The sequence below is a fragment of the Seohaeicola zhoushanensis genome, from assembly GCF_014656415.1.
GTDB classification, from domain to species: Bacteria; Pseudomonadota; Alphaproteobacteria; order Rhodobacterales; family Rhodobacteraceae; genus Seohaeicola_A; species Seohaeicola_A zhoushanensis.
On record NZ_BNCJ01000002.1, the window covers coordinates 637,755 to 654,709 of the forward strand.

28 protein-coding genes are annotated in these 16,955 nt (G+C 66.0%); 18 read left to right on the top strand and 10 right to left on the bottom strand.

Annotation, left to right across the window (positions count from 1 at the left end; genetic code table 11):
- Window positions 1–5 precede the first annotated feature (5 nt).
- The 13 genes from IE266_RS07055 to IE266_RS07115 all read left to right on the top strand — a co-directional run bounded on the left by IE266_RS07055 (window position 6) and on the right by IE266_RS07115 (window position 5,715).
- A complete protein-coding gene (locus tag IE266_RS07055; RefSeq protein ID WP_189679326.1) occupies window positions 6–620 on the top strand; it encodes an inner membrane-spanning protein YciB in 615 nt (204 codons plus the stop codon).
- A 318-nt stretch (window positions 621–938) separates the two neighbouring features.
- Window positions 939–1,145 carry a 50S ribosomal protein L29 gene (gene rpmC / locus IE266_RS07060; protein WP_189679327.1) on the top strand — a complete coding sequence of 69 codons (207 nt, stop codon included), beginning with the start codon at window positions 939–941 and terminating at the stop codon, window positions 1,143–1,145.
- A 12-nt stretch (window positions 1,146–1,157) separates the two neighbouring features.
- Window positions 1,158–1,388 carry a 30S ribosomal protein S17 gene (gene rpsQ / locus IE266_RS07065; protein WP_189679328.1) on the top strand — a complete coding sequence of 77 codons (231 nt, stop codon included), beginning with the start codon at window positions 1,158–1,160 and terminating at the stop codon, window positions 1,386–1,388.
- A 76-nt stretch (window positions 1,389–1,464) separates the two neighbouring features.
- Window positions 1,465–1,833, top strand: coding sequence for a 50S ribosomal protein L14 (rplN, locus tag IE266_RS07070; RefSeq protein WP_189679329.1), 369 nt, complete (start codon window positions 1,465–1,467; stop codon window positions 1,831–1,833).
- On the top strand, window positions 1,833–2,144 hold the full coding sequence (gene rplX / locus IE266_RS07075) for a 50S ribosomal protein L24 (protein WP_189679330.1): 312 nt from the start codon (window positions 1,833–1,835) through the stop codon (window positions 2,142–2,144). Before rplN ends, rplX begins: the two co-directional genes overlap by 1 nt.
- Window positions 2,137–2,700, top strand: a complete 564-nt coding sequence (gene rplE, locus IE266_RS07080; RefSeq protein ID WP_189679331.1) for a 50S ribosomal protein L5 — start codon at window positions 2,137–2,139, stop codon at window positions 2,698–2,700. The genes rplX and rplE overlap by 8 nt, the downstream gene beginning before the upstream one ends.
- A gap of 18 nt (window positions 2,701–2,718) precedes the next feature.
- Window positions 2,719–3,024, top strand: coding sequence for a 30S ribosomal protein S14 (gene rpsN, locus IE266_RS07085; RefSeq protein WP_189679332.1), 306 nt, complete (start codon window positions 2,719–2,721; stop codon window positions 3,022–3,024).
- A 13-nt stretch (window positions 3,025–3,037) separates the two neighbouring features.
- The gene (rpsH, locus tag IE266_RS07090; protein ID WP_189679333.1) at window positions 3,038–3,430 is read left to right on the top strand and encodes a 30S ribosomal protein S8; all 393 of its coding nucleotides are present in this window, start codon (window positions 3,038–3,040) and stop codon (window positions 3,428–3,430) included.
- An 11-nt stretch (window positions 3,431–3,441) separates the two neighbouring features.
- A complete protein-coding gene (gene rplF / locus IE266_RS07095; RefSeq protein WP_189679334.1) occupies window positions 3,442–3,975 on the top strand; it encodes a 50S ribosomal protein L6 in 534 nt (177 codons plus the stop codon).
- An 11-nt stretch (window positions 3,976–3,986) separates the two neighbouring features.
- Complete coding sequence (gene rplR, locus IE266_RS07100; RefSeq protein ID WP_189679335.1) at window positions 3,987–4,343, top strand: 50S ribosomal protein L18; 357 nt, start codon at window positions 3,987–3,989, stop codon at window positions 4,341–4,343.
- A 168-nt stretch (window positions 4,344–4,511) separates the two neighbouring features.
- Window positions 4,512–5,081, top strand: coding sequence for a 30S ribosomal protein S5 (rpsE, locus tag IE266_RS07105; RefSeq protein ID WP_189679336.1), 570 nt, complete (start codon window positions 4,512–4,514; stop codon window positions 5,079–5,081).
- A gap of 12 nt (window positions 5,082–5,093) precedes the next feature.
- A complete protein-coding gene (gene rpmD / locus IE266_RS07110) occupies window positions 5,094–5,282 on the top strand; it encodes a 50S ribosomal protein L30 (protein ID WP_189679337.1) in 189 nt (62 codons plus the stop codon).
- Between the two features lie 217 nt (window positions 5,283–5,499).
- The gene (locus IE266_RS07115; protein WP_189679338.1) at window positions 5,500–5,715 is read left to right on the top strand and encodes a DUF1127 domain-containing protein; all 216 of its coding nucleotides are present in this window, start codon (window positions 5,500–5,502) and stop codon (window positions 5,713–5,715) included.
- Between the two features lie 20 nt (window positions 5,716–5,735).
- On the opposite strand, the gene IE266_RS07120 is transcribed toward IE266_RS07115, so the two are convergent.
- Both IE266_RS07120 and IE266_RS07125 read right to left on the bottom strand, forming a co-directional pair.
- Window positions 5,736–5,951 (bottom strand): hypothetical protein, encoded by a 216-nt coding sequence (locus IE266_RS07120; RefSeq protein WP_189679339.1) that lies wholly within the window; start codon window positions 5,949–5,951, stop codon window positions 5,736–5,738.
- Window positions 5,952–6,012: 61 nt separating this feature from the next.
- The gene (locus IE266_RS07125) at window positions 6,013–6,576 is read right to left on the bottom strand and encodes a gamma-glutamylcyclotransferase family protein (RefSeq protein WP_189679340.1); all 564 of its coding nucleotides are present in this window, start codon (window positions 6,574–6,576) and stop codon (window positions 6,013–6,015) included.
- 100 nt (window positions 6,577–6,676) lie between these two features.
- On the opposite strand from IE266_RS07125, the gene IE266_RS07130 reads away from it, so the two are divergent.
- On the top strand, window positions 6,677–7,123 hold the full coding sequence (locus IE266_RS07130) for an RrF2 family transcriptional regulator (RefSeq protein WP_189679341.1): 447 nt from the start codon (window positions 6,677–6,679) through the stop codon (window positions 7,121–7,123).
- Window positions 7,124–7,126: 3 nt separating this feature from the next.
- Here IE266_RS07130 and IE266_RS07135 read toward each other — a convergent pair whose 3' ends face one another.
- Entirely contained in the window at window positions 7,127–9,655 is a 2,529-nt protein-coding gene (locus IE266_RS07135) for an ABC transporter permease (protein ID WP_189679342.1), read from the bottom strand.
- On the bottom strand, window positions 9,652–10,347 hold the full coding sequence (locus IE266_RS07140; RefSeq protein ID WP_189679343.1) for an ABC transporter ATP-binding protein: 696 nt from the start codon (window positions 10,345–10,347) through the stop codon (window positions 9,652–9,654). The genes IE266_RS07135 and IE266_RS07140 overlap by 4 nt, the downstream gene beginning before the upstream one ends.
- A gap of 52 nt (window positions 10,348–10,399) precedes the next feature.
- Here IE266_RS07140 and IE266_RS07145 point away from each other — a divergent pair, with 52 nt between their 5' ends.
- The gene (locus tag IE266_RS07145; RefSeq protein WP_189679344.1) at window positions 10,400–11,035 is read left to right on the top strand and encodes an arylesterase; all 636 of its coding nucleotides are present in this window, start codon (window positions 10,400–10,402) and stop codon (window positions 11,033–11,035) included.
- Between the two features lie 99 nt (window positions 11,036–11,134).
- Here IE266_RS07145 and IE266_RS07150 read toward each other — a convergent pair whose 3' ends face one another.
- The 4 genes from IE266_RS07150 to IE266_RS07165 all read right to left on the bottom strand — a co-directional run bounded on the left by IE266_RS07150 (window position 11,135) and on the right by IE266_RS07165 (window position 13,104).
- On the bottom strand, window positions 11,135–11,344 hold the full coding sequence (locus tag IE266_RS07150) for a cold-shock protein (protein ID WP_189679345.1): 210 nt from the start codon (window positions 11,342–11,344) through the stop codon (window positions 11,135–11,137).
- Window positions 11,345–11,499: 155 nt separating this feature from the next.
- On the bottom strand, window positions 11,500–12,036 hold the full coding sequence (locus IE266_RS07155) for a DUF4329 domain-containing protein (RefSeq protein ID WP_189679346.1): 537 nt from the start codon (window positions 12,034–12,036) through the stop codon (window positions 11,500–11,502).
- A 16-nt stretch (window positions 12,037–12,052) separates the two neighbouring features.
- Complete coding sequence (locus IE266_RS07160; RefSeq protein ID WP_189679347.1) at window positions 12,053–12,619, bottom strand: L,D-transpeptidase; 567 nt, start codon at window positions 12,617–12,619, stop codon at window positions 12,053–12,055.
- A 113-nt stretch (window positions 12,620–12,732) separates the two neighbouring features.
- Window positions 12,733–13,104 carry an eCIS core domain-containing protein gene (locus tag IE266_RS07165; protein ID WP_189679348.1) on the bottom strand — a complete coding sequence of 124 codons (372 nt, stop codon included), beginning with the start codon at window positions 13,102–13,104 and terminating at the stop codon, window positions 12,733–12,735.
- A 349-nt stretch (window positions 13,105–13,453) separates the two neighbouring features.
- On the opposite strand from IE266_RS07165, the gene IE266_RS07170 reads away from it, so the two are divergent.
- Complete coding sequence (locus IE266_RS07170) at window positions 13,454–13,849, top strand: hypothetical protein (protein ID WP_189679349.1); 396 nt, start codon at window positions 13,454–13,456, stop codon at window positions 13,847–13,849.
- A 75-nt stretch (window positions 13,850–13,924) separates the two neighbouring features.
- Window positions 13,925–14,506: a hypothetical protein gene (locus tag IE266_RS07175; RefSeq protein WP_189679350.1), complete on the top strand. Its 582-nt coding sequence runs from the start codon at window positions 13,925–13,927 to the stop codon at window positions 14,504–14,506.
- Between the two features lie 3 nt (window positions 14,507–14,509).
- On the opposite strand, the gene IE266_RS07180 is transcribed toward IE266_RS07175, so the two are convergent.
- Together IE266_RS07180 and parA are read right to left on the bottom strand one after the other, a co-directional pair.
- The gene (locus tag IE266_RS07180; RefSeq protein ID WP_189679351.1) at window positions 14,510–15,433 is read right to left on the bottom strand and encodes an aminotransferase class IV; all 924 of its coding nucleotides are present in this window, start codon (window positions 15,431–15,433) and stop codon (window positions 14,510–14,512) included.
- Between the two features lie 57 nt (window positions 15,434–15,490).
- Window positions 15,491–16,117, bottom strand: coding sequence for a ParA family partition ATPase (gene parA, locus IE266_RS07185; protein WP_189679352.1), 627 nt, complete (start codon window positions 16,115–16,117; stop codon window positions 15,491–15,493).
- Between the two features lie 138 nt (window positions 16,118–16,255).
- On the opposite strand from parA, the gene IE266_RS07190 reads away from it, so the two are divergent.
- Entirely contained in the window at window positions 16,256–16,906 is a 651-nt protein-coding gene (locus IE266_RS07190; RefSeq protein WP_189679353.1) for a hypothetical protein, read from the top strand.
- Window positions 16,907–16,955 lie beyond the last annotated feature (49 nt).

Here is a 16,955-nt window from a genome sequence, read left to right on the forward strand (position 1 = left end):
CCGGCATGGCAAGGCAAGAGAAAGTCGTGAACCCCTGGGTCAAGCAGGTGCTGGAACTCGGCCCGACGCTGCTGTTCTTCCTGATCTACCTGCGGATCCGCGACAATACCTATACCTTCCACGGCACCGACTACTCGGGCTTCATCGTCGCCACCATTGTCTTCGTGCCAATCCTGCTGGTCGCAATGGGCATCCTGTGGAAGCTCTCGGGCAAGCTCAGCCGCCTGCAGGTCTTCACCGCCTTCATGGTGATCTTCTTCGGCGGCCTCACCGCCTGGTTCAACGACGAGCGTTTCTTCAAGATGAAGACGACCATTGTTTACGGCGTCTTCTCGGCGCTGCTGGGGATCGGCCTGCTGCAGGGCAAATCCTACCTCGCCTACGTCATGGGCGAGTTGATTCCGATGCGCGAGGAGGGCTGGATGCTGCTGACCCGCCGCCTCTTCCTCGCCTTCCTGGTGCTGGCCGCGGCCAACGAATTCGTCTGGCGCACGATGTCCACCGACCTCTGGGTCAAGATCGAGACCTTCGCCTTCCCCGCCGCGCTCTTCGGTTTCCTGTGGTGGCAGATCGTGGCGCTGCAGAAATACATGATCGACCCCGAGGACAAGAACGCCTGAGGCGCCCAGGCTCCGGCCCTACGGCCGGACCAACCCCTGGACGCCTGGCGCCGCACCCCTGATTTCTCTTCTTCATAAATATCTCCAGGGGAGTCGACCGAAGGGAGACGGGGGCAGCGCCCCCGATGCGCGTGCGGCCAAAGGGCGTGGACCTCTGGCACTCGTCGCGACCACCCGGACAGCGCCCATCATTCCGGGGTTGCCAATGCAGGGAAAGCCGCCTATAGGGGCCGCTCATCCATGTACTCCACTGGAATCAGGGTGACCCTCGCGCATGGGGCAAGGGGCCTTCCGGTGATGTTGAAAGGAGTATGGCGCATGAACGCCAAGGAACTGCACGACAAGACCCCGGACCAGCTCCGCGAGGAACTGGCCAACCTGAAGAAGGAAAGCTTCAACCTGCGTTTCCAGCAGGCCACCGGCCAGCTGGAAAACCCGGCCCGGATCCGCGCCGCCCGCCGCAATGCGGCCCGCGTGCTGACCGTGCTGAACCAGAAGGCCGCTGCCGCGGCCGCGCAGGAATAAGGAGCGAGATCAATGCCCAAGCGTATTCTGCAAGGCACCGTTACCAGCGACGCAAACGCCCAGACCATCACTGTTCTGGTCGAACGCCGCTTTACCCACCCGGTTCTCAAGAAGACCGTTCGCCGGTCCAAGAAATATCGGGCACACGACGAGAAGAACGCATTCAAGGTCGGTGACACCGTCCGCATCATCGAATGCGCTCCGAAGTCGAAAACCAAGCGCTGGGAGGTGCTGGAGGCGTAAGCCCCCATCACATCCAGTTTGAGCGAAACCCTGGGGGCAAGAATCAGAACAGCCCCCAAAGGTCGGGAGAAACCAAATGATCCAGATGCAGACCAATCTGGATGTTGCTGACAACTCCGGCGCACGCCGGGTGCAGTGCATCAAGGTCCTCGGCGGTTCGCACCGCCGGTACGCGTCGGTCGGCGACATCATCGTCGTCTCGGTCAAGGAAGCGATTCCGCGCGGCCGCGTTAAGAAAGGGGACGTCCGCAAGGCCGTCGTCGTGCGCACCGCCAAGGAAGTCCGCCGCGAGGATGGCACGTCCATTCGCTTCGACCGCAACGCCGCGGTCATCATCAACAACAACATGGAGCCGATCGGCACCCGTATCTTCGGGCCGGTGGTGCGCGAGCTGCGCGCCAAGAACTTCATGAAAATCATCTCGCTGGCTCCGGAGGTGCTCTGATGGCTGCGAAACTCCGCAAGGGCGACAAGGTCGTCGTGCTGACCGGCAAGGACAAGGGCAAGGAGGGGACCATCACCTCCGTTGACCCGAAAGCCGGCAAGGCCGTCGTGGAAGGCATCAACGTCGCCATCCGCCATACCCGCCAGACCCAGACCAGCCAGGGTGGCCGCCTTCCCAAGGCACTGCCGATCCAGCTGTCCAACCTCGCCCTGATCGACGCCAACGGCAAACCGACCCGCGTCGGCTTCAAGCTGGAAGGCGACAAGAAGGTGCGCTTCGCCAAGACCACGGGGGACGTGATCGATGCTTGATACCGCGAACTACACCCCGCGCCTCAAGAGCCTCTACGCCGACAAGGTGCGTGCCGCTCTGAAGGAAGAGTTTGGCTACACCAACGTCATGCAGATCCCGCGCCTGGACAAGATCGTCCTGAACATCGGCGCCGGTGCTGAGGCCGTTCGTGACAGCAAGAAGGTCAAGTCGGCCCAGGAAGATCTGAGCACGATCGCCGGCCAGCACGCTGTCATCACCAAGGCCAAGAAGTCGATCGCCGGTTTCCGGGTCCGCGAGGACATGCCGCTGGGTGCGAAAGTGACCCTGCGCGGCGACCGGATGTACGAATTCCTCGATCGCCTGATCACCGTGGCCCTGCCGCGCGTCCGCGACTTCCGCGGCGTTTCCGGCAAGTCCTTTGACGGCCGTGGCAACTACGCCATGGGCTTGAAGGAACATATCGTGTTCCCCGAGATCAACTTCGACAAGGTCGATGAAGTCTGGGGAATGGACATCGTGATCGCCACCACGGCGAAGACCGACGCTGAAGCCAAGGCGCTGTTGAAGCATTTCAACATGCCCTTCAACTCGTAAGCGCGGGAAGGAACAGACATGGCCAAGAAATCTATGATCGAACGCGAGAAGAAGCGTCAGGAGCTGGTCGACAAGTTCGCCGCCAAGCGTGCCGCTCTCAAAGAGATCATCAACGACCAGAGCAAGCCGATGGAAGAGCGCTTCCGCGCCTCGCTCAAGCTCGCAAAACTGCCGCGCAACAGCTCGGCTACCCGCCTGCACAACCGCTGCCAGCTGACGGGGCGTCCGCACGCCTATTACCGCAAGCTGAAAATCAGCCGGATTGCGCTCCGGGATCTCGGCTCGAACGGCCAGATCCCCGGCATGGTGAAATCGAGCTGGTAAGGGAGAGACAGTGATGAACGATCCTATCGCAGACATGCTCACCCGGATCCGCAACAGCCAGCTGCGCGGCAAGTCCACCGTGACGACCCCCGCTTCCAAGCTGCGCGCCTGGGTGCTCGACGTTCTGGTGTCCGAGGGCTACATCCGCGGCTACGAGAAAGTCACCGGCGCCGACGGCCACCCGGCCCTCGAAATCGGTCTGAAATACTTCGAAGGCACCCCTGTCATTCGCGAGCTCAAGCGGGTCTCCAAGCCCGGCCGCCGCGTCTACATGGGCGTCAAGGACATCCCCTCGGTCCGTAACGGCCTGGGCGTGTCGATTGTCTCCACCCCCAAAGGTGTGATGTCGGATGCAGCCGCACGCGAAGCCAATGTTGGCGGCGAAGTGCTCTGCACCGTATTCTAAGGAGGGTTCTGATGTCTCGTATTGGCAAAAAACCCGTTCCGCTGCCGGCCGGCGTCACCGCGACGCTGAGCGGTCAGTCCATCGAGGTGAAGGGGCCGAAAGGCACCCGTACCTTCAACGCGACCGACGACGTCACCATCACCATCGGTGAGGGCGAAGTGAAGGTCGAACCCCGCGGTTCGTCCAAGCGTGCGCGCCAGCAGTGGGGCATGTCCCGCTCGATGATCGAGAACCTTGTGACCGGCGTTACCACCGGCTTCAAGAAAGAGCTCGAGATCCAGGGTGTGGGTTTCCGTGCTGCAATGGCTGGCAACGTGCTCAAGCTGAACCTCGGCTACAGCCACGATGTGGACTTCACGCCGCCTCCGGGCATCACCGTGACCGCGCCGAAGCAGACCGAGATCGTCGTCGAGGGTATCGACGAGCAGCAGGTCGGCCAGGTTGCGGCCAACATCCGCAAGTGGCGTGCGCCCGAGCCGTACAAAGGCAAGGGCATCCGTTACAAGAACGAATTCATCTTCCGCAAGGAAGGGAAGAAGAAGTAAGGACGCGAGAGATGGCAAACAGCAAAAGACAACTGTTCCTCAAGCGCCGCCTGCGCGTCCGGAACAAGCTTCGCAAGGTCAACGCCGGGCGCCTGCGCCTGTCGGTGCACCGTTCCAACAAGAACATCAGCTGCCAGCTGATCGACGACGTCAACGGCGTGACCGTGGCTTCGGCCTCGACCCGCGAGAAGGATCTTGCCACCGGCAAGAACGACGTCGAGACCGCCGCCAAGATCGGTGCGGCGATCGCAGAGCGCGCCAAGAAGGCCGGTGTCTCCGACGCCTACTTCGACCGCGGCGGCTATCTGTTCCACGGCAAGGTGAAGGCTCTGGCCGACGCCGCGCGTGAAGCTGGCCTGAACATCTGACGGCACAGGGTGCGCAATGAAAGCGCACCCTACCGACGGAACCCAGGGTGCGCATTCATTGCGCGCCTGTCTGCAGGCGGCTGACCCCGCCTCGATGATCCGGGAGCCTTCGGCTCACCAGGATTGGACCAAACGGCGCCACGGCGCCACGACGGAAAGGATGCCTTCATGGCAAGAGAAGAAACCAGCAACCGCCGGGGCAACCGCCGCGAGCGCGAGGAAGCACCGGAATTCGCCGACCGCCTGGTCGCGATCAACCGCGTGTCCAAGACCGTCAAGGGCGGCAAGCGCTTCGGCTTCGCGGCACTCGTCGTCGTAGGCGACCAGAAGGGCCGTGTCGGCTTCGGCAAGGGCAAGGCCAAGGAAGTTCCGGAGGCCATCCGCAAGGCGACCGAACAGGCCCGCCGCCAGATGATCCGCGTGCAACTGCGCGAAGGCCGTACCCTGCACCACGACATGGAAGGCCGTCATGGCGCCGGCAAGGTGGTCATGCGGGCCGCACCGGAAGGGACCGGGATCATCGCCGGTGGTCCGATGCGCGCCGTGTTCGAGATGCTCGGCGTCAAGGACGTGGTCTCCAAGTCGCTCGGTTCGCAGAACCCCTACAACATGATCCGCGCCACCATCGACGGTCTGAAAAAAGAACAGTCGCCGCGCTCGGTGGCCCAACGCCGTGGCAAGAAGGTTTCGGACATCCTGCCGAAGCGTGACGAAGCCCCGGCTGAAGCCGAAGCGTAAGGAGATCCGGACATGGCAAAAACCATCGTTGTCAAGCAGATTGGTTCGCCGATCCGCCGTCCCGCCAAGCAGCGTGCCACGCTGGTCGGCCTGGGCTTGAACAAGATGCACCGCACCCGCGAGCTCGAGGATACCCCCTCGGTGCGCGGTATGGTGAACTCGATCCCGCACCTGGTGCAGATCATCGAGGAAAAGGAATAAGGCGCAGTCACACTGCCCTATCCGAGCGCCCCGGAGCCAGGCTCCGGGGCGTTTTTCTTTGCGTGCAGGGCAGGGGCAGCTTTGCTGCCAGCGCAAGGCGGCCTTGCCGGAATGTTCATTGTTGCAACGCGTCCGCATGATTATTCTGCAATGCAGCAAACAGCGGGTCCCGTATGCGGAGGAGGGCGGGACCGGCGTCATCAGAAAGGGCCTTGATATGGCACAGACTCTCCGCGCTTCGGCACATGGCTTCACCTTCGGCGACCGCGTCGCAGCGCTCTGGACCTCGGTCAAGGCGGCACATGCCCGCCGCAAAGTTTACCGCCAGACCTATGCAGAACTCGCAGGGCTGAGCGACAAGGAACTCGCCGACCTCGGCCTGCACCGTTCGGGCATCCGCCGCATCGCACTGGAACACGCCTACGGCCTCTGAACCCCAGGCAGACGACAAGGTCAGGCGCGCAACAGCCGCCTGACCAGCATCACGCCCAGGGCGGCGCCGATCCCGGCCCCGACGGGCCCGCCCAGAAACGCGGCGGTCATCGCGCGTTCCCCCTCGAAATCGATCAGTCCCAGCGCCGACCCGAATGTCAGCAGCAGGAACATACCCGCCGCCGCCCCGACAATGCCGCCGGCAAGCGCGCCAAGTGCGATCATCACCACCCGCATGAACGGATCTCCCCATCCGATGGCCGCAGGCTAGGCGCTTGCCCGCGCTCTGACAATCGGCTCAATCGCGCAGGATCCGCACGCCCAGCCGGTCGAGATGGTGATCGACCAGAAGGGTCTCGGCTGGGGTCAGCCGTTGCGACCGCGGATAGCGGGGCAGGGCGCGGTCGTCGAGCACCGGTGCCTCCCAGCCGCGGGTCGTCGCAAAGAAGCGATCAACGCCCTCTTCCCCGAACTCGCGGGCATAGCCCTGCACCACCACGTCCAGGTAGCTGAGCAATATCGGATGCGCCACGTCCGGGGCTGCCTGGTGTGCTTGGGGCACGGCGTATAGCGCGATCTCGGGCGTGCCGGTCAGGTCGTGGGCCACATCGGTCGCCGGCAGACGCTCGTACGCCCATTCGCGCGCGTCCAGGGCCGCCCAGTCGGCATTCGGCACGGCCGCAATCAACCCTTCGATCACAGTGCCCGGCGCAGGCACCGCCGTCAGAAAGGCCACCGGGCGCAGCGCGGTTTGCCGCCAGGCCCGCGCCCAGCCGCCCAGACGGGCGGGGCGGGGCGTCGCATAATCATGCGTCGCGCGGTTGACCAGGCTGCCGTAGCCGAAGAACCAGGGGTCTGACATGCGCCGTGCTCCGATATCCGTCATTTGATTTGTATCAAATCATTCCGTTCACGAATGTGCGAGATTGCCCCAACGGCATTTCGCCAGGAGGGACCAACCAATGCGGGTGACGAAGAGAACCAGCATCGCCATGCGCCTGCTGATGTACTGTGCAACGCATCCCGAACGTCTGGTGACGAAATCCGAGGTCGCCGAATGTTGCGATGTCTCCGAGAACCACCTGGCGCAGGTCATAAACCAGCTCGGGCGCATCGGCTATCTCGACACACAGCGCGGCCGCAATGGCGGTATCCGGCTTGGCCGTGCGCCTTCGGCGATCTCGATCGGCCAGGTGTTCCGCGATGTCGAGGGCTGCCCGGACGTGAACCACTGCGTCGCGGATTCGGACTGCTCCTGCCGCTTCGTCGGTGCCTGCGCCCTGCGCAACGTGCTGGCCGATGCGAGCCAAGCCTTCTACAGCCACCTCGATCATTTCAGCCTTGCCGACATCATGCGGGACAACAGCGCCATGGCGTTGATGCTCCAGCCGATGCGTGAGGTGGCCTGAGGGCTACTCCCGCGCGCGCAGGACACGCGCGGGCCGCGCCCCGAGCGGGCGCCAGGCAAAGAGCAGCCCGGCGGCGAGCGTGGTCAGCACGCCGCCGCCTATGATCCCCAACGCCGAGGGCCAGATCACCGCGAACTTCGTCTCCATGATGAAGATGCTGACGGCCCATCCCCCGGCAATCCCCGCCCCCAGCGCCACCAGCCCGGCGGCAAGGCCCAGCAGGGCCGAGCGCAGCGCAAAGCTTGCCAGGATGCGCCCGCGCGTGGCGCCCAGAGTCTTGAGCACCGCCGCCTCGTAGGTGCGCGCGCCTTCGCCCGCCGCCGCCGCGCCGATCAGCACCAGGAAGCCCGTCAGAAGTGTCGCCGCCGCGCCCCATGAGGTGGCCGCCGCCAGGCTCGCCAGCACGTCCGAGACCCGGTCGATGGCGTCGCGGACCCTGATCGCGGTGATGTTCGGATAGGCCCCGGCCAGGTCGCGCAGGATGGCCGCCTCGGCCTCTTCGTCGGCATAGACGGTCGAGATGAAGGTATGCGGCGCCCCCTCCAGCGCGCCGGGGTTCATCGTCAGCACGAAGCCGATCCCGGCGGTCGAGAAATCCACCTCGCGGAAGCTGGTGATCGGCGCGGTGATATCGCGGCCCAGGATGTTCACGGTGATCTCGTCGCCCAGCTTCAGCCCCAACTCGGCCCCTTCCTCGGCGGCAAAGCTGATCTGCGGCGGGCCGTTGTAGTCTTCGCCCCACCAGGTCCCGGCGGTAATCCGGGTGCGGGCGGGCAGGGCGCCGGCATAGGTCACGCCCCGGTCGCCGCGCACCACCCAATGGTCGCCGCCCACTTCGCGTGCCGGGCGGCCGTTGATCTGGGTGATGACGCCCCGCAGCATCGGCGCCGAGTCGACGCGGTGCACCGACAGGTCGGATTGCAGGCGGCGGTTGAAGCCCTCCATCTGGTCCTTCTGGATGTCGACGAAGAAATACGACGGCGCCACGTCCGGCAGGTCGCCGGTGATGGCGTTGCGCAGGTTGCCGTCGATCTGCCCCACGGCGGCCAGCACCGAGAGCCCCAGCCCCAGCGAAAGCACCACCGAGGCCGCCGCCTCGCGCGGGCCCGAGATCGCCGCCAGCGCCCAGCGCAGCGGCGCGCGGCCGCGCGCCAGCCGGGCCGAGCGGCCGGCGATGCGCCTGATCCCCCAGGCCGCCGCCGCCAGCACCACCAGCGCCCCGGCCAGCCCGCCGCCGGTCCAAAGCGTCAGCCAGAGCGTGCCGCTGAACCAGGCGGCGAGCCCGACCAGCAGCGCCAGCCCCAGCGCGGTGGCGGCGAGATAGCGCGGCGCGGGCAGCAGACGCGCGCCGGCCAGCGCGTCGCGGAACAGCGTGGCGGCGCGCACCTCCTCGGTGCGGGCCAGCGGCCAGAGGGTGAACAGGAAGGCGGTCAGCAGGCCATAGATGGCCGCCTCGGCCAGCGGCTCGGGGTAGAGCGCGAATTCCGAGGGCACTGGCAACTCCGCCTCGATCAGCGGGCCAAGCAGCACCGGGATCATCCCGCCCAGCGCCAGCCCCAGGACGATGCCCACCAGCGACAGCGCCCCGATCTGCAGGAAATAGGTGCGGAAGATCACCCGCCGCTCGGCGCCCAGCGTGCGCAGCGTGGCGATCACATTGGTCTTGCCGGCCAGATAGGCCCGCACCGCCGCCGAAACGCCGACCCCGCCCACGGCAAGGCCCGACAGGCCGACCAGCACCAGGAAGGCGCCCATCCGCTCGACAAAGCGCGACACACCCGGCGCGCCGTTGCGCGAATCGCGCCAGCGCATCCCGGCATCGCGGAACTGCGCCTCGGCCGCCCGCGACAGCGCCTCGAGGTCGGTGCCCTCGGGCAGGTCGAGCCGGTATTTCGTCGAATAGAGCGAGCCCGGCGACAGCAGCCCGGCATTTGCCAGCGCCGGGGTCGCCACCAGGGTGCGCGGCCCCAGCCCGAAACCGGCCGAGGCATTGTCCGGCTCGCGCGCCAGCGCGGCCATCAGCACGAAGTCCTGCGTGCCCAGGCGGAAGGTCTCGCCGGGTGTCAGCCCCAGCCGGTCGATCAGCACCCGCTCCATCACCGCGCCGGGCAGCCCATCGCGGCCCTCCAGCGCCTCGCGCAGGGGCATCTCCGGTTCGAGCAGTGCCGCGCCGATCAGCGGATAGGCCCCGTCGACCGCCTTCACCTGCGTCAGCGCCCGTTCCGGTATGCCGTCGCGGTCGACCAGCGCCATCGAGCGGAAGTCGACCACCTCCGACACCGCCAGGGCGTTTTCGGCCATCCAGGCCTTTTCCGCCTCGGTGGCGAAACGATAGGTGAAATCCATCTCGGCATCGCCGCCCAGCAGCGCCGCGCCCTCGCGCGCCAGTCCCGCCTCGATGCTGGCCCGCACGGTGCCGACGGCGGCAATCGCCGCCACGCCAAGAGCCAGGCAGGCGAGGAAGATGCGGAACCCGCGCAGGCCGCCGCGCAGCTCGCGCCGGGCCAGCCGCCAGGGCAGCGCCCAGCTCATTCGGCGGCGTCCCGCTGCGCCTCGGGGGCAAGGCGGCCGTCATGCAGCCGGATCACCCGGTCGCAGCGCGCCGCCAGCTCGTCGGAATGGGTCACCAGCACCAGCGTCGCGCCGTGCCGGTCGCGCAGGCCGAAGAGCAGCTCGACGATGGCTGCGCCATTGGCCGCGTCCAGGTTGCCGGTCGGCTCGTCCGCCAGCAGGATCTGCGGGCGCGGCGCCAGCGCCCGCGCCAGCGCAACGCGCTGCTGCTCGCCCCCCGACAGCTGCGCCGGATAGTGATCGGCCCGCGCGCCCAGGCCCACGGCCTCCAGCTCGGCCCTGGCCCTGGTGAAGGCGTCCTTGACGCCCGCCAGTTCCAGCGGCGTCGCCACGTTTTCCAGCGCGGTCATCGTCGGGATCAGGTGGAAGGACTGGAACACCACGCCCATGTGATCACGCCGGAAGCGCGCCAGCGCATCCTCGTTCATCGCCGTCAGATCCTGCCCCAGCGCCAGGATGGTGCCGCCGGTCGCCATCTCAAGCCCGCCCATCAGCATCAGCAGCGAGGACTTGCCCGACCCGGAAGGCCCAACCAGCCCCAGGCTCTCGCCCCGGATCACGTCCAGCGTGATGCCATGCAGGATATCGACGCGCCCGGCATTGCCATTCAGCGACAAAGCGGCATCTTTTAGGGAAAGTACTGGCTCGGTCATGGGCCCTGTCAGTTTGATCGCCTGTTCAAGGGCATATGGAGTTCATCCCGGAATGCGCAAGTTTCTGGCGGCACTTATCCTGATTTTCTCGCCTGTTCTGGCGCTGGCCGATGAAATCACCATCGCCGCGCTTGGCGATAGCCTGACCCAGGGCTACGGCCTGCCGCCCGAAGAGGGGCTGGTGCCGCAGCTGCAGGCCTGGCTCGACGGGCAGGGGGCCGGGGTGCATCTGCTCAACGCCGGGGTCTCGGGTGATACCACGGCGGGGGGCGCCGCGCGGGTCGGCTGGACGCTGACGCCCGAGGTCGACGCGATGATCGTGGCACTTGGGGGCAACGACCTCTTGCGCGGCATCGACCCGGCCGAGGCGCGCAGGAACCTCGACACCATCCTCAAGGCCGCGCAGGAGGCGCATGTGCCGGTGCTCCTGATCGGGATGCGCGCGCCGGGCAACTACGGGCCGGACTACAAGGCCGCCTTCGAGGCGAATTACGCCGACCTTGCCCAGGCCTATGGCACGCTCTTCCTGCCCGACTACTTCGCGGGCCTGGGCGAGGGCGACCCGGCGGCCCTGCAGCGATGGTTCCAGCCCGACGGCATCCACCTGAACGCGGAAGGCGTGGCAAAGATCGTCGCCGCCATCGGGCCAACCGTGCTCGACCTCGCCGCCCGCGCCAGGGCCGACTGAGCGATCGCCGCGCCATCCCGCGGACCGGCGCTCGCCCTTGCCCAACAAAAAAGGCCGGACGCTTGCGCATCCGGCCTTTCCTGTGCGAAATCGCCCAGCTTAGTCGGCCAGGGTGATGTTCACAGCAGCCTCGCGGCCATCGCGGCCGGGCTGGATGTCGAAGTTGACTTTCTGGTTGTCGGCGAGGCCGGTCAGGCCGGCGCGCTCAACAGCCGAAATGTGGACGAACACGTCCTTGGAACCGCCCTCGGGGGCGATGAAACCGAAACCTTTGGTGGCGTTGAACCACTTGACGGTGCCTTTGGCCATCGTCGTTACTCCTACGTTTTAGTCTGCCCACGGGATGCGGCAGGTCGGCAAGGTCTTCGCAAGATCGAGGACTGAGCCGGGTCGGAGCAGTTGGGTCGATAGCTTAACGTCGCGGCGCGGTATATGGGGCCAAAACGCCTTTCTGGCAAGCTTTTTCAGGGATGACCCGTCTCAAGAGCCAGGAGTTGCCGATAGGTGTAGCGTTCAGATATCACCCCGTCATCGCCTTCGCGGAACTTCGGATCCTGCGGAAGGCAGCCCGGACCGCAGAGCTGGAAAGTCACCATCCGGCGGCTGTCGATATACCAGAGCCGCCCGCCCGGGGTGGCGACATAGCCCGCCACGCCCTCGCGCCGGTCGCTCTCGATATCGAGCGTGGTGGGAAATTCGGCCGGGACCCGCGGGTTGTAGGCGCCATGGGTGTGGACCGAAGCCAGCACCCGCCGTCCGCCGCCCGGGCGCAGGGGGGTGCAGCCGTCATGGCCGCCGCGCACCATCTCGGTGAAGAACAGCGCGCCATTGGCCCCGCCCAGCAGATAGCCGCAATATTCGCGGTCAGTGGCGAAGGAGAGCGTCTGCAACGGCCCCAGCCGGTGAATCACCAGCGCGACCTCCTCCGGCTCCGGATGGGCAGGCGGCACGTCGGTCGGTTGCAGGACAAGGCTCAGGGCCAGCAGCAGGATCAGCATCATGGCCCGGAGCCGGGGATCAGAGCACCGTCACGGGCGTGCCGACCGGCACGCGGGTATAGAGATCCATCACATGTTCGTTGATCATGCGGAAGCAGCCGTTCGACCCGGCGGTGCCGATGGTCTCGGGCGCGATGGTGCCGTGGATGCGCACCCCGGTGTCGCGGCCGTCCTGGAACAGGTAGAGCGCCCGCGCGCCCAGCGGATTTCCGGGGCCGCCCGGCTGGACGTAATCGTTGTCGACGAACTTGCGATAGGTGCGCGGGTCGCGCTTGATCATCTCGGGCGTCGGGCGCCAGGTCGGCCATTCCTTCTTGACCTGCACCACGGCGGTACCGCGGAACTCCAGCCCCTCCTTGCCCACGGCGACGCCATAGCGGATCGCCTTGCGCTTGTCAGTCACGAGATAAAGGTAGAACCGGCTCGGCACGATCAGGATCTGCCCGGGCTCGAGCGCCATGTCGAACTCGCGCCGGGTCCAGACGTATTGCGGCTGGATATCGAAAGGCTCCTGCGCGGCCCGCGCGAGCGAGGGCAGGGCCAGCGTTGCGGCGCAGCCGGTGAGGAAGCAGCGACGCTGGATCATGACGTTTCTCCGCATTGAAATGGATGTGCTTCCATGATGAATCCGCCCTTGGCACTGGTCAATACAATCGCAGAAAAGTGTAGCGCCGCCGGGCTTTCCGACAACAGCACCGGCTATTTCTTGGCGATGATCGCGCGCCCGTCCTTGGTCTTCTTCTTCAGCTTGTCGTTGAACAACTGGATCACCTGGGTGAGCTGGTTGGTCAGCATCTCGGTGTTCTTGGCATCGCTGGTCTTGGAGAAATAGAGGTTCTGGTCGATCACGAAGGCCTTGGTCTTCAGCTCGCGGCAGATGTCCTTGATATTGCCGCCGGTGTGGACACGCACCTTACTCAGCTTGACGCCGAAATGCTCTTCCAGCCCGTCCTTGACCTCCTTGGGAAGCTTCTTCTCGCGGGTGCCGGCGGGCTCGGTCTCGAGCTTCTTCATCCGCGCCTTCTTGCCCTCTTTCGACTGGGCAAGCTGGATGACGTCGTCCTTGCTCATGGCTCTGCTCCCTTGACGCGCCAAAGGGTCGAATCGCTGGCGTTTGGACAAGCTTACCCCGAAACGCCGCCGGATGACTGTGATGAAGGTTACGGAAGAATTGGTCAAAAACAGGGCGCATTCAGGCCACAGAACTGCCCCGTTCCGAGCCGATGTTGGCGAAGACAAAGCCTGAACCGTCTTGAACGAGGTCCGTCGCCATGCGATGCCCGAAATCCGCTCGTTTTGCCACGCCAGCCGCAAATTGTGGTTCCTTCGTGGTGCGGTTCACCATTTGTTAAAGGTTAATTGGAATCATCAGCACATGTTGCATCAGCCATTTGGTCTCACAATTCCCGCGACCCTATTCATGAACTTCGAACTTTCCGGCAAGGCGAATCCCCTGCTGGTGGCTGAGTTCGATTCGCTGATGGAGGCCGTGGCGAGGGTGCAGCAGAGCCATCCGTTCCGGCTCGATGCCTGGGTTGCGCTGCCTGACCGCCTGCTCTGCGTCTGGACGCTTCCGGCCGGCGACATGGATACCGTCGGCCGCTGGCGCGCGATCCGCCGTGCCTTTGCCGGCGCCATCGGCCCCGGCCGTGTCCGCTGGCGCGCCGCCGAACCGCCGCGGCTGATCACCGGCGTTGTCGATTACGCCGAAAGCGTGCGCCGGTGCTGGTTCGCCCCGGTGCGCCGCGGCCTGGTCTCGCGGCCCGAGGACTGGCTCTATTCCTCGATCCAGCAGGACGGGATGCGCGCCGCCTGACGCGGCCATTTCCGCCGGCCGCGGGTCATGCTAGACTAGCAACCATTGTTGCACCCTTGTTTGGATAGTCCTGGTATGTTTTCCCATGTTTTCAGGGCCTTGCTTATAGGCTCGCTGCTTCTTCCCTCGAACGTCCTGGCCTATGGCGAGGGCGGTGGCTATGGCGCTCCGCGCAATGCCGGCACCGCATATGGCACCCCTTCGGGCGCCCAGGCCAACGCGGCCACCACCAATGCGGTGGTCAAGCTGCTGACCGGCGGCGTGCGCGGCTGCCAGCGCCTGCAGAAGGTCTACCGCTACGACTGCTACAGCCAGGTCTACGGCCAGGCTGCCGGCCTGCTGCGGGGCAACCCGGCCTATAGCGAGGCGCGGGTGGTGCTCTCGGACGTCGAACGCTCGCTCAGCCGAACCGTGCGGCGCAACCTTGACCGCGCGCAGCCGCAAGTCCGCATGGGCAACCAGCAGTTCCGCGCCATCCGCGCCGACACGCTGCCCGCCGCCAAGGCCGCCTTCGCCAGCGCCCTGGAAGAGGCCGAAACGCGCCTGCTGCGTTCCTCCAACGGCCAGAGCGAGCACCACATCCGCATCGCCGCTGCGCTCAACTCCAACAAGGTGCTGCTGCGCTCGGCCCTGCTGCTCCTGCGCCTGATCGCCTGACCCTCAGCGCGTGTTCTCGCGCACCAGCTCGGCGTAAAGCTCGCGGATTCGCCGGAACACGGGTCCGCGCCCGCCCTCGGTACCCACCGGCTTGCCGTCGATCGAGGCCACCGGCGTCTGCGCGCCGAAGGTGCCGGTCAGGAAGGCCTCGTCGGCGCCATGGGCGTCGACCAGCGAATAGTTCCGCTCGAACACCGGGATGCCATCGGCGCGGCAGAGGTCGATCACCTTCTGCCGCGTGACCCCGTTCATGCAGTAATCTCCGGTCGAGGTCCAAACCTGGCCCTTGCGGACGATGAAGAAGTTGCAGGCGTTGGTGGTGTTCACGAAGCCATGCGGGTCGAGCATCAGCGCCTCATCCGCGCCGGCCTGTTCCGCCTGCAGGCAGGCGATTACGCAGTTCAGCTTGGAATGGCTGTTGTATTTCGCGTCCTGGCTCATCGGCAACCCGCGCACCTGCGGCACCGTCGCCAGGCGGATGCCCTCCGATTGCAGTGAATCGACCGGCTTGGAATGCTCCATGATGATAACGACCGTCGGCCCGCTCCGCGACAGCGAGGGATGCTGGAAGGGCCTCACCTTGACCCCGCGCGTCACCATCAGCCGGCAATGCACGTCATGGGTCATGCCGTTGGCGGCCGCCGTCTCGGTCAGCGCCGCCAGCACGCCGGCGCGGTCCATCCCGATGTCGAGGCTCACCGCCTTGCAGCTGTCGAACAGCCGGTCCATGTGCTCGTCGAAGAAGGCCCACTTGCCGTTGTAAAGGCGCATCCCCTCCCACATGCCGTCGCCCAGCATGAAGCCCGAGTCGTAGACCGAGACCTTGGCCATGTCGCGATGCTTGAGCTCGCCGTTGACCCAGATGCGGATGTCGCGGTTGCGCGCATCCTCCTCGGCGGTGTGGGTCGTGCTGTTTTCCTGGGCCATCCGCCATACTCCTTGCCTTGCCGGGGCAAGGTGTCGGCATTCGGCGCGATTCGCAATTCAGGCCAGGGCGTCCTCAATCTCGGCCACCAGCCTCGCCATCTCGGCATGCGCCGGCCCCTTCGGCGCCTCCAGCACCGAGCGGCCCTGGCCCAGCGTCTCGGCATAGACCACGCGGTTGGCCATCACCGCATCGGCGACGCGCGCCTCCATCTCGGCGGCCTTCGACGCCACATCCGCCGCCAGCCGGGTGCCGGGGCGCGACCGGGTCATCACCATCAGCGCAGGCTTCTCGGCCCGGTCGGTGAGGTCGAGCACCGCTTCGACCGCCCAGAGGTCGACATGGCTGGTGGCGACCGGGATCAGCACGAGGTCGGCGGCGCGCAGGGCGGGGCGCAGGTCGCTGTCGGCCTTGGGCGGGGTGTCGATGATGACGATATCATGCATGTCGGCGAGCCGGCGGCATTCATAGCCGACGCCCCAGGCCGAGGCGGTCGAGAAATGCAGTCCGGGGTCTTCCATCCCCTCGATCCGCGTCATGAACCAGCGCCCGGCGCTGCCCTGCGGGTCGATATCCATCAGTGCAACCGATTTGCCCGCCCGCGCGAAGGCAACCGCAAGGTTCACCGCGAGGGTGGTCTTGCCGGCGCCGCCCTTCTGCTGGGCGATGGTCAATACATGTCCCATGGTGCCCCTCCGATCTTGCTGCGCCGCAGCATAGCGCATGGGGCGCAGGGCGCAACGGTCAAGGCGTCGCATCGCGACCCCGTGGCGGTAACCAAACATTAACCCTGATTAACCATGCTGTGCGCCGAAAGGTGTCCCATGCGCGTCTGGTTGTTGCTCTTGATCTGCCTGTTGCGCGCCGGCCCCGCCGGTGCCGGGGCCTTCTCCGAGGAGAAGGGCACGGGTTTTGTCGCCACCACCGGCTTCTACCGGTGGGATGGCTTCGGCGCGATGCAGGAAGCGGGGCTGTATGCCGCCTACGGGCTGACCCCGCGCCTGACGCTTGGCTTCGATGCCTATTACACGCCGGGCTTGTCGAGCCACGCATTGCTCTTCCTGCGCCTGCCGATCGCGCAGGGCAGGGGCGCGAACCGCTTCGCCGCGGAATTCGGACTGGGCGTGCATCGCGAAGCCGGAGGCGGCGGCGCGATGTATCGCCTGTCACTGGCGCATGGGCGCAGCTGGGATCGGGGCTGGTACGACCTGACCGCAAGTGTCGAACGTCGCAGCGGTCAACCGAAGGCCGGCTGGAAACTCGACGGCACGCTCGGCGGGTTGGGCAAGGCCCGGCTCCAGCCGATGCTGCAGTTGGGCCTGGGCCGCACCGGCTGGGGCCTGCGCGAATGGCGCGCCTCGGCGCACCTGCGCTACGATACACCCAAGGGCGCGACCTGGGTGCTTGGGCTGGAGCGGCAGCACTCCGGCACCATCAGCAGCGCGGTTTCGCTGGCCCTGTGGCGCCGGTTCTGACGCAGCGCTAGCCTCGGGGCATGACCTCTCCGATCAGCCCCTCCGACGA

Bases quoted from the DNA above. Each gene is read 5' to 3' on its own strand.
- IE266_RS07055 (WP_189679326.1), top strand. From the start codon at position 6: ATGGCAAGGCAAGAGAAAGTCGTGAACCCCTGGGTCAAGCAGGTGCTG.
- IE266_RS07135 (WP_189679342.1), bottom strand. From the start codon at position 9,655: ATGAGCTGGGCGCTGCCCTGGCGGCTGGCCCGGCGCGAGCTGCGCGGC.
- IE266_RS07155 (WP_189679346.1), bottom strand. From the start codon at position 12,036: ATGATGCTGATCCTGCTGCTGGCCCTGAGCCTTGTCCTGCAACCGACC.
- IE266_RS07145 (WP_189679344.1), top strand. From the start codon at position 10,400: ATGCGCAAGTTTCTGGCGGCACTTATCCTGATTTTCTCGCCTGTTCTG.
- rpsH (WP_189679333.1), top strand. From the start codon at position 3,038: ATGAACGATCCTATCGCAGACATGCTCACCCGGATCCGCAACAGCCAG.
- rplR (WP_189679335.1), top strand. From the start codon at position 3,987: ATGGCAAACAGCAAAAGACAACTGTTCCTCAAGCGCCGCCTGCGCGTC.
- IE266_RS07140 (WP_189679343.1), bottom strand. From the start codon at position 10,347: ATGACCGAGCCAGTACTTTCCCTAAAAGATGCCGCTTTGTCGCTGAAT.
- IE266_RS07125 (WP_189679340.1), bottom strand. From the start codon at position 6,576: ATGTCAGACCCCTGGTTCTTCGGCTACGGCAGCCTGGTCAACCGCGCG.
- rpsE (WP_189679336.1), top strand. From the start codon at position 4,512: ATGGCAAGAGAAGAAACCAGCAACCGCCGGGGCAACCGCCGCGAGCGC.
- IE266_RS07130 (WP_189679341.1), top strand. From the start codon at position 6,677: ATGCGGGTGACGAAGAGAACCAGCATCGCCATGCGCCTGCTGATGTAC.
- rplF (WP_189679334.1), top strand. From the start codon at position 3,442: ATGTCTCGTATTGGCAAAAAACCCGTTCCGCTGCCGGCCGGCGTCACC.
- rpmC (WP_189679327.1), top strand. From the start codon at position 939: ATGAACGCCAAGGAACTGCACGACAAGACCCCGGACCAGCTCCGCGAG.
- IE266_RS07120 (WP_189679339.1), bottom strand. From the start codon at position 5,951: ATGCGGGTGGTGATGATCGCACTTGGCGCGCTTGCCGGCGGCATTGTC.
- IE266_RS07150 (WP_189679345.1), bottom strand. From the start codon at position 11,344: ATGGCCAAAGGCACCGTCAAGTGGTTCAACGCCACCAAAGGTTTCGGT.
- IE266_RS07165 (WP_189679348.1), bottom strand. From the start codon at position 13,104: ATGAGCAAGGACGACGTCATCCAGCTTGCCCAGTCGAAAGAGGGCAAG.
- rplE (WP_189679331.1), top strand. From the start codon at position 2,137: ATGCTTGATACCGCGAACTACACCCCGCGCCTCAAGAGCCTCTACGCC.
- rplX (WP_189679330.1), top strand. From the start codon at position 1,833: ATGGCTGCGAAACTCCGCAAGGGCGACAAGGTCGTCGTGCTGACCGGC.
- IE266_RS07190 (WP_189679353.1), top strand. From the start codon at position 16,256: ATGCGCGTCTGGTTGTTGCTCTTGATCTGCCTGTTGCGCGCCGGCCCC.
- IE266_RS07180 (WP_189679351.1), bottom strand. From the start codon at position 15,433: ATGGCCCAGGAAAACAGCACGACCCACACCGCCGAGGAGGATGCGCGC.
- IE266_RS07175 (WP_189679350.1), top strand. From the start codon at position 13,925: ATGTTTTCCCATGTTTTCAGGGCCTTGCTTATAGGCTCGCTGCTTCTT.
- rplN (WP_189679329.1), top strand. From the start codon at position 1,465: ATGATCCAGATGCAGACCAATCTGGATGTTGCTGACAACTCCGGCGCA.
- rpsN (WP_189679332.1), top strand. From the start codon at position 2,719: ATGGCCAAGAAATCTATGATCGAACGCGAGAAGAAGCGTCAGGAGCTG.
- IE266_RS07115 (WP_189679338.1), top strand. From the start codon at position 5,500: ATGGCACAGACTCTCCGCGCTTCGGCACATGGCTTCACCTTCGGCGAC.
- IE266_RS07170 (WP_189679349.1), top strand. From the start codon at position 13,454: ATGAACTTCGAACTTTCCGGCAAGGCGAATCCCCTGCTGGTGGCTGAG.
- IE266_RS07160 (WP_189679347.1), bottom strand. From the start codon at position 12,619: ATGATCCAGCGTCGCTGCTTCCTCACCGGCTGCGCCGCAACGCTGGCC.
- parA (WP_189679352.1), bottom strand. From the start codon at position 16,117: ATGGGACATGTATTGACCATCGCCCAGCAGAAGGGCGGCGCCGGCAAG.
- rpmD (WP_189679337.1), top strand. From the start codon at position 5,094: ATGGCAAAAACCATCGTTGTCAAGCAGATTGGTTCGCCGATCCGCCGT.
- rpsQ (WP_189679328.1), top strand. From the start codon at position 1,158: ATGCCCAAGCGTATTCTGCAAGGCACCGTTACCAGCGACGCAAACGCC.